At 73.3% G+C, this 14,169-nt stretch carries 13 protein-coding genes; 8 read left to right on the forward strand and 5 right to left on the reverse strand.

Annotated elements, in window-relative coordinates; genetic code table 11:
• Positions 1-3: 3 nt before the first annotated feature.
• Positions 4-3,306, reverse strand: coding sequence for an ATP-binding protein (locus tag MF672_RS07975; RefSeq protein ID WP_242371825.1), 3,303 nt, complete (start codon positions 3,304-3,306; stop codon positions 4-6).
• Between the two features lie 188 nt (positions 3,307-3,494).
• Here MF672_RS07975 and MF672_RS07980 point away from each other — a divergent pair, with 188 nt between their 5' ends.
• The 3 genes from MF672_RS07980 to MF672_RS07990 are packed head-to-tail and all read left to right on the forward strand — an operon-like array spanning position 3,495 to position 5,025.
• Positions 3,495-4,094, forward strand: coding sequence for a TetR/AcrR family transcriptional regulator (locus tag MF672_RS07980; protein ID WP_242371824.1), 600 nt, complete (start codon positions 3,495-3,497; stop codon positions 4,092-4,094).
• Positions 4,085-4,603: a cupin domain-containing protein gene (locus MF672_RS07985; RefSeq protein ID WP_242371823.1), complete on the forward strand. Its 519-nt coding sequence runs from the start codon at positions 4,085-4,087 to the stop codon at positions 4,601-4,603. Before MF672_RS07980 ends, MF672_RS07985 begins: the two co-directional genes overlap by 10 nt.
• A complete protein-coding gene (locus MF672_RS07990) occupies positions 4,600-5,025 on the forward strand; it encodes a DUF4267 domain-containing protein (protein WP_242371822.1) in 426 nt (141 codons plus the stop codon). The genes MF672_RS07985 and MF672_RS07990 overlap by 4 nt, the downstream gene beginning before the upstream one ends.
• Before the next feature lie 76 nt (positions 5,026-5,101).
• Here MF672_RS07990 and MF672_RS07995 read toward each other — a convergent pair whose 3' ends face one another.
• Both MF672_RS07995 and MF672_RS08000 read right to left on the reverse strand, forming a co-directional pair.
• Positions 5,102-6,307 carry a sensor histidine kinase gene (locus MF672_RS07995; protein ID WP_242371944.1) on the reverse strand — a complete coding sequence of 402 codons (1,206 nt, stop codon included), beginning with the start codon at positions 6,305-6,307 and terminating at the stop codon, positions 5,102-5,104.
• Positions 6,307-6,963 carry a response regulator transcription factor gene (locus tag MF672_RS08000; RefSeq protein ID WP_242371821.1) on the reverse strand — a complete coding sequence of 219 codons (657 nt, stop codon included), beginning with the start codon at positions 6,961-6,963 and terminating at the stop codon, positions 6,307-6,309. Before MF672_RS08000 ends, MF672_RS07995 begins: the two co-directional genes overlap by 1 nt.
• A gap of 118 nt (positions 6,964-7,081) precedes the next feature.
• On the opposite strand from MF672_RS08000, the gene MF672_RS08005 reads away from it, so the two are divergent.
• From MF672_RS08005 to MF672_RS08025, 5 genes are all read left to right on the forward strand, one after another.
• Positions 7,082-8,173 (forward strand): serine hydrolase domain-containing protein, encoded by a 1,092-nt coding sequence (locus tag MF672_RS08005; RefSeq protein WP_242371819.1) that lies wholly within the window; start codon positions 7,082-7,084, stop codon positions 8,171-8,173.
• 62 nt (positions 8,174-8,235) lie between these two features.
• Positions 8,236-9,363, forward strand: coding sequence for a serine hydrolase domain-containing protein (locus MF672_RS08010; protein WP_242371817.1), 1,128 nt, complete (start codon positions 8,236-8,238; stop codon positions 9,361-9,363).
• Between the two features lie 409 nt (positions 9,364-9,772).
• Positions 9,773-10,627 carry a peptidoglycan-binding protein gene (locus MF672_RS08015; protein WP_242371815.1) on the forward strand — a complete coding sequence of 285 codons (855 nt, stop codon included), beginning with the start codon at positions 9,773-9,775 and terminating at the stop codon, positions 10,625-10,627.
• A 43-nt stretch (positions 10,628-10,670) separates the two neighbouring features.
• Positions 10,671-11,564 (forward strand): peptidoglycan DD-metalloendopeptidase family protein, encoded by an 894-nt coding sequence (locus MF672_RS08020; RefSeq protein WP_242371814.1) that lies wholly within the window; start codon positions 10,671-10,673, stop codon positions 11,562-11,564.
• 17 nt (positions 11,565-11,581) lie between these two features.
• Positions 11,582-11,749, forward strand: a complete 168-nt coding sequence (locus MF672_RS08025; protein WP_242371812.1) for a hypothetical protein — start codon at positions 11,582-11,584, stop codon at positions 11,747-11,749.
• 179 nt (positions 11,750-11,928) lie between these two features.
• Here MF672_RS08025 and MF672_RS08030 read toward each other — a convergent pair whose 3' ends face one another.
• Both MF672_RS08030 and MF672_RS08035 read right to left on the reverse strand, forming a co-directional pair.
• A complete protein-coding gene (locus MF672_RS08030) occupies positions 11,929-12,804 on the reverse strand; it encodes an NBR1-Ig-like domain-containing protein (RefSeq protein WP_242371810.1) in 876 nt (291 codons plus the stop codon).
• A gap of 154 nt (positions 12,805-12,958) precedes the next feature.
• A complete protein-coding gene (locus tag MF672_RS08035; RefSeq protein ID WP_242371808.1) occupies positions 12,959-14,134 on the reverse strand; it encodes an FAD-dependent oxidoreductase in 1,176 nt (391 codons plus the stop codon).
• Positions 14,135-14,169 lie beyond the last annotated feature (35 nt).

A 14,169-nucleotide genomic window follows, 5' to 3' on the forward strand; every position in this document is an offset into this window, starting at 1 on the left:
CCGTCAGCGGCCGTCGAGCGCCGTGGTGAGCAGGGCGAGGAAGTGGTCGACCGGGCCGATGCAGGACACCGCGGACCCGCCGGAGATCCGGCCGGCGTAGGGCAGCAGCTTCTCCCGCGTCGCCCGGCACGCCGGCAGGTCGCCGACGGCGGCCTGGGCGGCGCCCTGCAGGCAGGTCATGGTCAGCCACGACCAGTCCCGCGGCGGCGACGGCCACCCGTCCCGGGTGAGGGCCCTGGCCTCCGCCACCCGGCCGCGGGCGCAGAGCTCCAGGACCCGGGCGTCGTGGTCGACGCTGGGATGGATGCCGGTGATCTGGTCGATCAGCGGCCCCGCCTCGGCCATGGCCCCGCGCTGGTAGTACAGCATGAGGCGGCCGTTGGCCACGACGGCGCCCGCGTACCACATGCCGAGCCGCTGGGCCTGGTGCTCGGCCTCGTCGTACAGCGCGGCCGCCTCGTCGAACCGGCCGTCGAGCGTGAGCCGGTTGGCCCGCCACATGGTGTGCTGGAACGTCGGCCAGGGCAGTTGCAGGTGCTCCAGCATCGCCTCGCAGCGGGCGGCGGCCCGGTCGGCGCCCGCCAGGTCGTGCGTCTCCAGCTTGTAGTGGGTGTCCATCATGTGCGCGAGCAGCTCGAACCTCGGCTCGTCCGCCCGGGGCGCCAGCTCGTGCAGCTCCTCGGCGACCCGCATCAGCTCGCCGAGGTGGGCCGACTGCGGCACCGACAGGGAGCGGGCGTTGAGCGCCCGCATGAGCAGGAGCGGGTCGCCGATCCTGCGCGCCATGGCGACCGCCTCGGCGGACAGGGTCAGGCAGCGGATGTCGCCGTCGCCGTACAGCTCCTGGGCCAGGCCGCCGAGCAGCAGCGCGCGCTCCGGGCTGTCGTCGTCGGGCAGCCGGCGCAGCACCGCGTCGAACTGGTCGACCAGCCGCACCTCCACCGGCTCGTACGGGTTGCGCAGCGTCCAGATGGCGGGCGCGTCGAGCGCCGTGAGCGCGCGGGCGGTCAGCTCGGGCCCCGCCCCCGCCCGCGCCGCGACGCGCAGGGCCTGCGCCCGCACCTGCCGGGCGCCCATCGCGTCGCCCGCCTCCAGGAGGGCGCGCACCTGGCGCAGCAGCAGCTCCACATGCTCGACGGGGTCGCCGCCGCAGGCGCCGTGCGCGGTGACGGCCCTGCCCCACCACTCGGCGGCCTCCTCGTACGCGGCCGCCTCGCTCGCCTGCCCGGCCGCCGCCCGCGCCCAGCGCGCCGCCTCCTGGTAGGCCGCGGGGCCCGCCTGCACCGCGTGGTGGGCGATGGTCGTCACGTCGGCGCACGGCCTGGCCGACAGCGCGGCCATCACCTCCCGGTGCAGCAGCGCCCTGCGCAGCGGCGGCACGTCGCCGGCCAGCGTGTCCCTGACCAGGTCGTGCACGAACGTCAGGCACCCGTCCCCCGCCACCAGGAGCCCGGCCCGCACCGCCAGGTCGAGCGCGCGGTGGGCGTACTTGGGGTCCGGCGCCCACGCCCCGCACACCTCCACGACCAGGCCGGGGTCGAAGCTCCTGCCGATCAGCGCGGCGGCGCCGAGCACCGCGCCGGCCTCGGGGCCGAGCGCGACCAGCCGCTGCCTGATCAGGTCGGCCACCCGCTCGGGCACGATCTCCAGGCTCTGCCCCTCGGCCAGCAGCCTGGCGCTCTCGCACACGAAGAACGGGTTGCCGCCGGTGCGCTCGGCCAGGCGCCGCGCCTCCGCGCCGCTGACCTTGGCGCCCATCTCCTCGGCCAGTTCGCGCACCTCGTCGGTGGACAGGCCGCCGAGCCTGACGCGGACCAGGTCGTAGCGGGCGAGCTGGTAGAGGATCTCGTCGGCGGAGAGCCTGAAGGCGCCGGCCGGGTCGCCCAGGTCGCGCTGCGGCGCCTCGCGGAACGCGGTGACCAGGGTGAGCGAGACGTCCTTGGCCTGCGCCCCGGACAGCACGGTGACGTCCCTGAGCAGTTCGAGCGTGGCGGAGTCCGCCCAGTGCAGGTCGTCCAGGACGATCACCAGGGGCCTGAGGCGGGCGGCCTCGACGAGCCATCGCGCGATGAGCTGGTTGCGGTGGCGGACCGTGGCCGACGTCGTCCCGGCGGGCCGTTCGTCGTCCAGCAGGCCCGCCAGCGCCCGGCGGTCGGGAGGCGGCACCAGCTCGGCCAGCGCCCGCAGCACCTGCAGCCACGGCCACAGCGGGGGCACGCCCTCGCCCTCGTGGCAGCGCCCGTCCAGCACCACGTAGCCGAGCTCGGCGCAGGCGTCGCGGAACGCCTGTAACAGCCGGGTCTTGCCGATGCCGGGCTCGCCGCTGACGGCGGCGGTGACCACCCCGTTGCGCTCCATCAGGACGGGAAGCGTCATCAGCGTCGCGACCTGCCGGTCGCGCCCGATCAGCCCGGCGCGCTCCGGAACCCCGGGCGGCGGGCCGGAGGAGGACGGGGGCGGCGGCGCGCCGGGCCCGGGCGGGAACGCGAGCGACGGCGACTGCTGGAGGATGTCCTGCTCCAGAGCCTGCAGCTCCGGGCCGGGGTCGAGGCCGAGCTGGTCGGCGAGCACGTTCCGCGCCCTGCGCAGCGTGGCCAGCGCGTCGGCCTGCCTGCCGCTGCGGTAGTGGGCCACGGCGAGCAGCCACCACAGCCGCTCGCGCAGCGGGTGTTCGCCGGTCTCCGGCTCCAGCTCGTGGATCACCGCCTGGGGGCGGCCGAGGTCGAGCTGAGCCTGCGCGCGGCGTTCCACCGCGGTCAGGCGCAGCTCGTGCAGGCGGTTCACCTCGGACATCGCCCACAGCTCGGCGGCGAACTCGCCGTACGGCAGGCCGCGCCACAGCCCCAGCGCCTCCTCCAGCAGGGCCAGCGCCTCGACCGGCGGGCGTTGCTCGGCGCTGTCGACGAGGTCGCAGAACCGCAGGGCGTCGACGTCGTCCGGGGTGAGCACGTAGCCGGGCCGCCGGGCGACCAGGAGCCTCGGCGGCGTGCGCGGGGCCCGGTCCGGCTCGATCACCCTGCGGATGTTCGACACGTGGACGTGGATCGAGGCCAGCGCGTTCGCCGGCGGCGCGCCGTGGTACAGGTCGTCGATCAGGGCGTCGATCGAGACGACGGACCCGGCCGCCGCCACCAGCCGCGCCAGCAGGGCGCGCTGCCGCGGGCCGCCGAGGCCGGCCGGGACGCCGCCGACGAGCACCTCGAAGGGGCCCAGCACCCGGAACTCGACGTGCCGCGCGTCGTCCGGCCGCCGGTGAAGCGACTCCTCGATCCCCCTGTTCGAGTTGCCTGCTTCACGGTCCCTCACACTGCCTCCTGAAGAAGAGCGGTTCACGACGTACCGCCCATGATGGCCGCGCGAACCCCTCGTCTCGTCACCCCGGAGGCGGATGCGCGGTCCACCGGGAGCGGTATACGAAACCGGTGTTGCGAAATTGTCCCGCTCCGGGTAACTTCTATTTCGCTACATGAGTTTCGGAATGAAGGAGGTCCCCGATGCCGCCTCGCGGACGACCGCGCGACGCGGAAGTGGACGAGCGGGTGCTGCGGATCGCCGCCGCGCTGCTGCTCGAGCGCGGCTACGCCGGCCTGTCCATCGACGAGGTGGCCGAACGGGCCGGCACGGCCAAGACCACGCTGTACCGCCGCTGGCCCACCAAGGACCACCTGGCCGTGGCGGTGGTGGCGCGGCTGCAGGCGGACGACGAGATCACCGACACCGGCGACATCCGGGCCGACCTCGTCGACTACCTGGAGAAGATCGCCGCCGGGCTCAACCGCATGCGCGCGGCGGGCGGCCGCGAGGGCCCGTCGTCGGGCACGGCCGGCGAGCTGGTGGCCGCCGCGGCCCGGCACGAGGACATCGGCCGGCTCACCCGCGAGCAGTACGCCAGGCGCAACGCCCTCGCGCTCGCCCTCATCGAGCGCGCCCGCGCCCGCGGCGAGCTGCGCGCCGACCTCGACGCCGAGACGCTGTTCGACCAGCTGGCCGGCGCCCTCTACTACCGAGTGATGATCACAGGCGCGCCTGTCGACCGGGCCTACGCGCAGCGGCTCGTGGCGTCGGCGCTCGAAGGGAGCCTGACATGTCAATGATCACGAACACGGCCCTGGTCCGCGCGGCCGACGCCGAGACGATCGTCTCGCCCGCGGCCACGGGCCGGCTGCTCCTCGACTCCAGCGACACCGGCGGCGCGCTGAGCACCATCAGGATGACGCTCACCGAGGGCGCCGACGGCGCCGTCCCGCACCACCACGCCACCTCCACCGAGCTGTTCTACGTCCTCGAAGGCAGGGCCCGGGTCCTGTCCGGCGACGAGATCGTGACGCTGGCGGCGGGCGACGCGGCGGCCGTGCCCCCGCTGACGCCCCACGCCTTCGCCGCCGCTCCCGGCCACACCGCCGACCTGCTCATCGTCGTCGCCCCCGGCATCCAGCGGTTCGCGTACTTCCGCCTGCTCGACCGCCTCCGCAGGGGCGAGGCCACGCTGGAGGAGCTGCTCGCCTCCCAGGAGCTGTACGACAACCACTTCCTCGACAGCCCCGCCTGGACCCGCGACCGCCAGGCCGCCTCGTCCACGGCCCACGCCGGAGGAGACCGTTGAGGCCCGCGAGGCTGCCGTCCCGCGGCACGGCAGGCGCCGTGCTCGCCGTCATCGGCGCGATCTTCATCGGCTACGTCGGGATCTCGTACCTCCTCACCCCCGCGTCCATGGCGCCCGCCTTCGGCCTGCCGAGCCGGCCCCGGGCCGAGGGCGCGGGCTTCCTCGCCGTCAAGGGGATCCGGGACGTGGTGTCCGGGCTGGTGATCCTCACCGTCCTGCTCGCCGGGAACCGCCGCGTCCTCGGGTGGGTCGTGCTCGTCACCGCGCTCACCCCGCTCGGCGACATGATCCTCGTGCTGGGGTCCGGCGGAGCCGCCGCGACCGCCTTCGGCGTGCACGGCGCCACCGCGGCCGCGGTCGTCCTGGCCGGCGGCCTCCTGCTGAGCGGTGCCCGGCCACGGCCCGCCACGCCTGCGCCTTGATCCACCGGTAGAACCCCGAACGAGACACCTTCACCACTCCGTACAGCCGCTTGACGCCGAAGGCAGGCGGATGCGTTCATCCAGCCGGCTGTGCGGTGACCGCAGCGGGTCGTCGTGCCGGCCGCTCCGCGGCCCGTGAGTGAGGCGGGAGCTCGATGGTGATGTCGAGGCCGCCGCCCGCGCGGGCGGCGATCGCGAGGTTCCCCTGGTGGGCATGGGTGATCGCGCGCACGATGGACAGTCCCAGGCCCAGGCCGGGGCCGTCGGTGCGGACGCGGGTGCCCTGTCCGTGCACGAACGGTTCCAGCAGCGTCTGAGCTTCCTCGGGCGCGATCTCGCGGCCGGTGTTGCGGATCCGCAGCACGGCGCGCGGGCCCGCTGTGCACGTCTCGACGACGAGGTGCCCGCCGGCGTGGTTGTGGCGCACCGCGTTGTCGACCAGGTTGCCGACCAGGCGTTCCAGCAGGACGGGCTCGCCGGTGACCAGCGCCGGCCGCAGCCTTGCATGTACGGCCATGCCGGCGGCTGTCGCCCGCTCCCGCGCCGTGTCGAGGACGTCGGCCGCGATGGCGGCCAGGTCGGCCGGTTCGCGCGCGCCGGAGCCGGCCTGGCTGCGGGCCAGCAGCAGCAGCCCGTCCAGGACGCGCTGCATGTGGGTGACGGCGTCGCGGACGTCGCCGGCCATCGCGAGCAGTTCGTCCCGGCTGGGGTTTCCGTCCAGGGTGACGTCGATCGCGGTGCGGGCGGTGGTCAGCGGGGTGCGCAGCTCGTGGGCGGCGTTGGCGGTGAACAGCCGCTGGCTGTCCAGGATCCGGTCGCGCTCGGCGACGCCGCGCTGGATGCGGTCCAGCATGTCGTTGACCGTGCCGGCCAGCGTCGACAGCTCGTCGGCCGGGGTGGTGACCGGGACCCGTTCGGTGAGGTTCTCGGCCGACAGCCGCCGGGCGGCCGAGGAAATCACGCGGATCGGCCGCAGCACCCGTCCGGCCACCAGCCAGGCCAGGACGGCGGCCAGGGCGGTCACCACGACGAGCGCCAGACCGGCCTGGGGCAGCAGCGCGGACAGCGTGTCGGCCTGCACCCGGTCGGCCAGCTCGCGCAGGTCCTGCGGCTGCGGCACCAGCCGCAGCGTGCCCTGCGCGTCGGGGCCGGCCGGGTCCAGATGGGTGACGAGCGCCGGGCGGCGCTTCATCAGCAGGTAGGTCAACCCGGCCAGCGCGGCCCCCGCGGCCAGCACGAGGGCGGTCTGCAGGACGGCGAGCCGGGCGCGGGCGGTCAGCATCACGGGCCGATCCGGTAGCCGGCGCCGATGACGGTCTCGATCAGCGGCGGGTCGCCGAGCTTGCGGCGCAGCGTGCCGACGGTGATCCGGACCGCGTTGGTGAACGGGTCGGCGTGCTCGTCCCACACCTTCTCCAGCAGCGTCTCCGCGCTGATGACGTCACCGCCGGCGGCCAGCAGCTGCTCCAGCACGCCGAACTCCTTGGGCGTCAGGCGCAGCAGCCGGCCGTCCCGCTCGGCGCTGCGCCGGGCCGGATCCAGGCTCACCCCGCCGGCGCGCAGCACCGGTGGACGGGCCGGCGCGCTGCGCCGGACGAGCGCGTGCACCCGGGCGACCAGCTCGGAGAAGGCGAACGGCTTGCCGAGATAGTCGTCGGCGCCCAGCATCAGCCCGCCGACCCGGTCCTCCACCGCGTCGGACGCGGTCAGCATCAGCACCCGCGACACGCCCCGCTGCACCAGCCGGCGGCAGACCTGGTCGCCGTGCACCTCCGGCAGGTCCCGGTCCAGCACGACCACCTCGTACGGGGTCAGCTCGCACTTGTCCAGCGCACTACGGCCGTCCAGGGCGACGTCCACGGTGAAACCGTGCTTGCGCAGCCCGGCCTCGATGTAACGGGCGAGGGGCTGCTCGTCCTCGACCAGGAGCACACGCATCCGGGCAGTATCGCAACGTCCGCATATGGACCGCATATGGTCCGCCGATCGCCCGCCGATACGCGCCGGCCGGTAGATGTGATCACCTCGAAAGCCCCATGGAAAGGATCATGACGAGATGAGCCGTGCACGAGCGGCCGGCCTGACCGGGTTGGCATCGGCCATGCTGGCGTTGAGTCTCCACACCTCCGCCACCGCCGCCGTCGAGGTCAAGACGGGAGACGTCCAGCAGGCGATGAAGGACCTGGCGAAGACGGACGGCGTGGTGGGGGCCATCGGCGAGCTGTACGTCGACGGCCGGCGCCAGGGGCAGGGGAGCGCGGGGACCCGCCTGCTCGGCGGCAAGGGCGGGCACATTCCCGCGGCTTCCCGTTACCGGGTCGGGTCCCAGACCAAGCTCATGACGGCCACCGTGGTCCTGCAACTGGTCAAGGAGGGCAAGCTCCGCCTGGAGGACACGCTGGCCGCCGTTCTGCCCCAGGTGGCGCAGCAGGACCTGGTCGAGCGGGCCGGCGAGATCACCGTCCAGCAGCTGCTCCGCCACAGCTCCGGCATCCCCGACTTCTTCGCTTCGGGGAAGTTCGACGACGCCTTCGACTTCACGACCTACTACTCCCCGATCGACCTGGTGAAGGCCTCCCGCGAGGTCCCCCGCACCGGGGAGCCGGGCGCGGGGTTCGCCTACTCCAACACCAACTACGTTCTCCTCGGCCTGATCGTGGAGAAGGTGACCGGCCGCAGCCTGTCCGCCGAGCTGGAGCGGCGTCTCTTCGTACCGCTGGGGATGAAGCACACCTACCTGACCACCAGGCCTCCTCAGGGGATCAAGGGCCCGCACGGGCACGGCTACCACCCCGACGCCAAGGGCAGGCCGCGCGACGTCGACCGGCAGAACGCGAGCTTCGGCGGCGCGGCCGGAGGAGTGGTCTCCACCTCCGGCGATCTGAGCGCCTTCTACCGCGCGCTCGGCCAGGGCCGGCTGCTGCCGGCGGACCTGCAAAGAGCGGTCGGACAGCCGCGGCCCGATCTGTGCGGCGGGACGGTCGCGGCGGCCGCGGGCAGCGGCCCCGGCTTCCTGGCGGTGACCTACACCTCCGCCGACGGCCGGACCCAGTTCGCGGTATCCACCACCTTGAAGATCGACAACCGGCAGGCCATGCCGATCAATGACGCCATGAACAAGGCCGCCGCGAGCGTGCTCTGTCCCTAGCCGGGCCGCGGTGGCGACAGCGCGAGGCAGTCCCCTGCCCCTGCACTCGAAAGGAATATCCCATGGATGTCAGCCGCAGGGCCTTTGCCGGCGGAGCGTTGCTGGCAGCGCTCGCCGCCACCGGACGGCCGGTCGCGCAGGCGGCCGCTGCTCCCTCACGAGAAGACTGGCGTGCCTTCCATGCCTACCTGAAGGACCTGGCCGCCGCCGGGAAGTTCTCGGGAGCGGTCCTGGTGGCCAAGCACGGCCGGCCGGTACTGAACAACGCCTACGGCATGGCCGACAAGGTCAGGAACGAGGTCAACACGCCGCGGACGCGGTTCTGCATCGGCTCCATGGGCAAGATGATCACCGGCGTCGCCGTCGCCCAGCTCGTCCAGCAAGGCAAGGTCTCCTTCCAGGACACGATCGGCACGCACGTCAAGGGCTTCCCGGACGAGATCGCCGACACGGTGACCGTCCACCACCTCCTCACCCACACCTCGGGCATGGGCGAGATTCCCGGGAACGACCATGCGCAGACCGACGTCGACGTGCTGATGAAGGAGATCGTCAAGCAGCCGCTGACGTCCGAGCCGGGCGCGAAGATGCAGTACAGCAACGCCGGCTACATCGTCCTGGGCGCGCTCATCGAGCAGGTGGGCAAGCAGGACTACGCCGACTACGTCCGCAAGCACATCCTGACGCCCGCGCGGATGCACGACACCTTCCTCGGCCCCTGGACGCCCGCCAAGGTCAAGCGCATGGCGCATCCCTACGCGCTGTTCGACACGAACGGCCAGTGGGTCGGCATGCCGACGATGGACGGCACCACCCCGGAGGGCGAGCTGCGCGACCTCGGCGACCAGCCCGACGGGGCGTCCCCCGCCGGTGGCGCCATCTCCACCGTGGGCGACATGCTCAACTTCGCCCAGGCCCTGCGGGGACACCGGCTGCTCAACGCCAAGCTCACCCGGACCGTCATGGAAGGCAAGGTGCAAGGCCTGAACAAGGACAGCAAGTACGGCTACGGCTTCAGCGACGAACTGCGGGGCGGCGTGCGCGTGGTGGGCCACAACGGCGGCATCCCCGGCTACTGGAGTGAGCTGGACATGTTCCCCACCAAGGGCTACACCATCGTCATTCTCACCAACCAGGACCTCGCCCTCTTCGAGCCACTCAGGAAGGCCAGAACCCTGATAACGGGTTAGCGCCGCCTCCAGGCGCTTGAGTCTTTCCGATCGACAAATTGTCGGCATCCGCCGGCGCGAACGCTACGTCGGCTTCTGCTTCGGCGCCCCAGGCCACCTCGATGGCACTCTCAAGGAACCCGATCCAGGGCATCAAGATCGCGACACCAGCACCCGCGACTCGCCCCCGCTGGACGAGCCGCCACCTCGTACGGAGTGAGCTCGCACTTGTCCGGCGCGCTGCGGCCGTCGAGAGCGAGGTCCACGGTGAAACCGTGCTTGCGCCGCCCGTCAGACGCCGCGTACGCCCGTCCGGACCAGCCTGCCGAACAGGCTGACAACACCGTTCTCCTACCGGACAGGCGCCCGGACAGGAACGTTGGACTCCGCCGCACAGGCATCACCCCGAGCCCTCGCACAGGAGTCGACGATGAAGCTGCCCGCCCGCGCCGCCGCCCTCATGCCGGCCGTCCTGCTCGCTTCGCTGACGGCGGCGATCGCGGGACCGGCGGCACAGGCGGCGCGAGCGGCCGACGCCGGCGCGCTGCCGAGCGTGAACATGGCGGCCACCGTCAAGGCGGCGCAGATCGACCCGCGGCGGCCCGACGACACGCTGACCCCCGGCGCCAGGGCCGGCGTGCTCCTCGTCGAGGAGGCGTTGCGGGACCGGCGCCTGCTCGACGCGAAGTGGGTGGACGGCTACTTCGGCACCACGACGGTCGCCGCCTACGCCGGCTACCAGAGGTCGCTCGGGCTCACCGGGCTCGCCGCCAACGGCCTGCCGGGCCGGACGTCGCTCACCAAGCTCGGCGCCGGCCGCTTCACGGTCACGGACGTCGTCGAGCCGGGCGCCAAGGTGTCCGTGGACGGGATGACCGTCGACGCCCGCACGCGGGACATGCTGGCGGAGGCCGAGCGGCTGCTCGGCCGTGACCTCACGCTGGATCAGGGCTCGTACAACCCCGGCGGCGACCCCACGTCCGCGGGCACGCACGACGGCGGAGGCGTCGTGGACGTCTCGGTGAAAGGCATGAACGCCGCCACGCGCACCGCGGTCGTCCGCGCGTTGCGCCTGGTCGGCTTCGCCGCGTGGGTGCGCAGCCCGCGGCAGGGCGACTGGCCGTGGCACATCCACGCCGCCGCCATCAGCGACACCGACCTGTCCAGCCAGGCTCAGCACCAGATCGGTGACTACTACCTCGGCCTGAACGGGCTCGCCGGCCGCGGCCAGGACGACGGCCCGCGCGTCGCCGTCCGCACCTGGGAGGAGTACCGGCGCCGCTGACGTGCCCGGCTCCCGATTTACCGACGAACACAAGGAGATCAGCATGAGCAAGCTCACCAGGGTCCTCGCGGCGGCGAGCGCCACGATGGCGTTCGGCGGGACGGTCCTCGCGGCCGCGCCGCCCGCCTCGGCCGCGAGCCGGGACGGCGTCTGCGACAGCGGCGAGTTCTGCTACTACTTCAACAGCGGCAACCAGGGCTCCGTCTCCGACTTCACCACCTCCGTCGCCGACTACGCCACCACCCAGCCCACCTGCTACGACTTCAAGGGCCCCGGCGCCGGCAAGGGCACCTGCGTCAAGAACTCCGCGGCCGCCGCCTGGAACCGCACCGCCAAGACCGTCCGCGTCTACTTCAACAGCGGCTACAGCGGCAGCTACCAGGACTTCGCCCCCGGCGCCAAGGCCGACCTCAACGCCACCCTGAAGAACCAGAACGCCTCCCACCAGATCGGCCCGTCGTCGGCGGCGCGCAGCAACATGTCGTACGCGCTGTACAAGGCGAGCGGCGGCCGGATCACCTGCGGCTTCGACGGCTACACCTCCACCTCCGGCCGGCACGAGGGCATCGACTTCGCGCGCGGCGTGGGCTCGAACGTCTACTCGCTGGTGGCGGGCGAGGTCGTCAGCGTCGTACGCGGAGCCACCGGCCGGGCGAACCTCTCCACGATCGCCATCTACAACGCCGCCTCCAACAAGACGGTGATCTACCTGCACTCCGCCCCGCTGTCCGCCCTGCGCGCGGGCCAGCGGGTGAGCCGCGGCCAGGCGATCGCCACCGAGTCGTGGCGCGGGGTGTCGAGCCGGTCGTCCGCGCACACCCACGTCGAGGTGCGCGCCGGACGGGTCGCGCAGGCGTCCAAGAGCGTCGGCGACCCGCACCTGGACAACGCGAACCCGGCCGCGTTCTGGGCCGCGCAGGGTTACCACGTCCGATGACGCGGAGGAGGGTTCCCGTGCTTCCACCCACTGCCCGGCCGTTGTCGCTGCTGGCCGTGACCGCACTCGCCGGGACGGTCCTCGCGGCCGCGCCGCCCGCCTCGGCCGCGAGCCGGGACGGCGTCTGCGACAGCGGCGAGTTCTGCTACTCCTTCAACAGCGGCAACCAGGGGGCACCCGGCTGACCCGCGCCGGGAAGATCTTCCGCGCCCAGTACTGCGCGACGACGACGGCGTGCGGCAACTGGGTGGACGGCGACTGGATGTCGCAGAACGGCTCCCGCGACCAGGCCCGGGCGGGCTGGAGCCACTCCAGGATCCTCAAGCACTACTACACGGGGATCGTCCTCGGCTCCTGACCGGCGTCACTCGACGATGATCTGGAAGTTGATCGGCCGGTTCCCGGGGAACGCGACCGCGCCCGAGGCGTCCACCACCTTGAAGCGCACGTAGCACAGGCCCGGCTTCCTGGGCGTGGTGACGGCGGTCTGAATGTCGACCGTCTCGCCGGGCGGGGTGTCCTTGATCGGCACGTCGGAGATGGTCTGGCACTGGTCGGCCTGCCGGCCGGGGTCGAGGCGGCGCAGCGAGTACCCCTTCCACGGCACGGTGCCGGCGTTCTTCAGCCGCCACACCTTGCTCACGGTCTCGCCTGCGGGGACGCGGGTGCAGTCGGACAGCGTGATGTCCGCGATGAACTGGGCGGCGTCGCCCTCGTGCGGCGGCGCGGCCCAGGGCGGGTTGGTGGCGCGGACCGGGCAGTCGGCCGGGGACAGCCCGGCGGCCGACGGGGCGGGGCCGGCCGGCTCCGTCCTGAAGCCCCAGGTGGTGGCGGCCACGGCCAGCGCCGCCACTCCCACGACGGCGGCCGCCGTCACCAGCACGGCGGGGCGGGTCGGCGGCCGGGGTCGCCCGTTCGTCCCTGGCGCGGGCGGTGCGGGCCGGGCGTCGCCGAGCGGAGGCGGCGGCACGGACACCGTGATCCCGCCGGCCGGCCTGGCCGCCGGGGACCCGGTGGTGAGGGGCACGGCACGGGCTTCCGCGAGCTCGCGGCCCGCACGGTCACCGGTGCCCGCCGATCTGACCACCCGGTTCGCGCTCTCCCACCGTTCGCGGTAGGCGGCCGGGTCCGCGTCGCACGCCTTGACGAACTCGACGGTGGTCTCCCAGCTCGGGAGCCGGTTGCCCTTCGTGGCCTCGTGCAGCGTGGTGTGGGAGATCGCCCCCGACCTGCCGGACATCTCGCGGAAAGAGGGATTGCCGACTGCGTTGCGTAATTCCCGCAGGGCAGCCGCGAAATCCTCGATCACCTCCGCTCGTGCACGCCTGTCGTCCACCGTGCGAAGGTAACAGCACCCCCGGCCCCGCTCAATCGGAACCGGAATCCCGGCCCGTTCACCGGGCGCCGCCCGTCCTGGCGAAGGGGGCGAACGGGGCTTGGCGGGAGCGTTCGACGGCGGCGAAGCCGTCGCGCAGCATCCGCGTCTCGTACGCCTGCTTGGCCTCGGCCAGGGACGCGCGCCCGGCGAGCAGGCGGGACAGCAGCGCGGCGTGCTGGAGCGCGACATTGGCGCCGTCGCCCCGGCCCGGCGACATGGTGTGGATCGCGTCGCCGAGCAGGGTGACGGCGGGCTCGGCCCAGGGCCGGACGGGGCGGGCCGAGGTGATCGAGACGCCGAACGTGCCGTCGCGGTCGGCGGCGGCGACGAGGTCGCCGAGCGCCGGGTGCCAGGTCTCGACGGTGCGGGCGGCCAGCCGGTGCAGGTCCGCGGGCGCGGACGGGCGTTCGCCGCCGGGGACGGCGACCATCCAGGAGAAGTAGCCGGGGACGTCGGTCAGGCAGGCGCGCGGGGCGATGCGCGCGGCTGCCCGCGAGGGTGGTTCCGGGGTGCGGCAGGTCGCCACGGAGAGGGCGGCGCCGGCGGGGCCGAGGACGCGGTTGAAGCTGTCGACCAGCTCGGGCGGGATCCGGTCCAGGAGGGCGGGCGTGATCGGGGTGCGGCCCCAGACGGCCCGGTCCAGCTCGTCGATGACGGCGTCGGGAACGAGTTGCCGCCGGACCGCCGAGCCGGTGCCGTCGGCGCCGACCAGCAGGTCGGCCACGTCCTGCGAGCCGTCGGCGAACACGACGCGGACCCGGCCGCCGGGCGCCGGCTCGTAGCGCTCGACGGCGGAGCCGAACCGTACGACGTCCTCCAGGCCGGTCAGCAGGATCTCCCTGAGGGTGAGCCGGTTGACGCCGAACGGGGCGTCGTCGCCGCCGGGCGGCGGCGGGATCTCGCGCTGGAACCTGGGCCGGAGCTGCTCGTCCAGGAAGATCATGCGGGTGGCGGTGCGGATGGCGGTGGCGCGGCACAGCCGGTAGAGGTCGCCGGGCAGGCACTCGCGCAGCGCCCGCGCCCCGGTCTCCTTGAGGCCCAGCCGGTAGCCCTGCGCACGGGCGGCCGGGGAGTCGTCGCGTTCGTGCACGCGGACGTCGACGCCCGAGGCGCGCAGGCCCTGGGCGAGGCAGAGGCCGGCGATGCCGCCGCCGGCCACGATGACGTGGAGGGGGTTTCTGAGGGGATTCATCACCGTCAGGTTAACCTGACCGCCCTTCGGCGTCA

The organism is Actinomadura luzonensis (assembly GCF_022664455.2).
Taxonomy (GTDB): Bacteria; Actinomycetota; Actinomycetes; order Streptosporangiales; family Streptosporangiaceae; genus Nonomuraea; species Nonomuraea luzonensis.

Excerpts from the sequence above, each read along its gene's own strand:
- MF672_RS08015 (WP_242371815.1), top strand. The coding sequence starts at position 9,773 with ATGAAGCTGCCCGCCCGCGCCGCCGCCCTCATGCCGGCCGTCCTGCTC.
- MF672_RS08000 (WP_242371821.1), bottom strand. The coding sequence starts at position 6,963 with ATGCGTGTGCTCCTGGTCGAGGACGAGCAGCCCCTCGCCCGTTACATC.
- MF672_RS08030 (WP_242371810.1), bottom strand. The coding sequence starts at position 12,804 with ATGTCCGGCAGGTCGGGGGCGATCTCCCACACCACGCTGCACGAGGCC.
- MF672_RS08020 (WP_242371814.1), top strand. The coding sequence starts at position 10,671 with ATGAGCAAGCTCACCAGGGTCCTCGCGGCGGCGAGCGCCACGATGGCG.
- MF672_RS08035 (WP_242371808.1), bottom strand. The coding sequence starts at position 14,134 with ATGAATCCCCTCAGAAACCCCCTCCACGTCATCGTGGCCGGCGGCGGC.
- MF672_RS07985 (WP_242371823.1), top strand. The coding sequence starts at position 4,085 with ATGTCAATGATCACGAACACGGCCCTGGTCCGCGCGGCCGACGCCGAG.
- MF672_RS08005 (WP_242371819.1), top strand. The coding sequence starts at position 7,082 with ATGAGCCGTGCACGAGCGGCCGGCCTGACCGGGTTGGCATCGGCCATG.
- MF672_RS07980 (WP_242371824.1), top strand. The coding sequence starts at position 3,495 with ATGCCGCCTCGCGGACGACCGCGCGACGCGGAAGTGGACGAGCGGGTG.
- MF672_RS08010 (WP_242371817.1), top strand. The coding sequence starts at position 8,236 with ATGGATGTCAGCCGCAGGGCCTTTGCCGGCGGAGCGTTGCTGGCAGCG.
- MF672_RS07995 (WP_242371944.1), bottom strand. The coding sequence starts at position 6,307 with ATGCTGACCGCCCGCGCCCGGCTCGCCGTCCTGCAGACCGCCCTCGTG.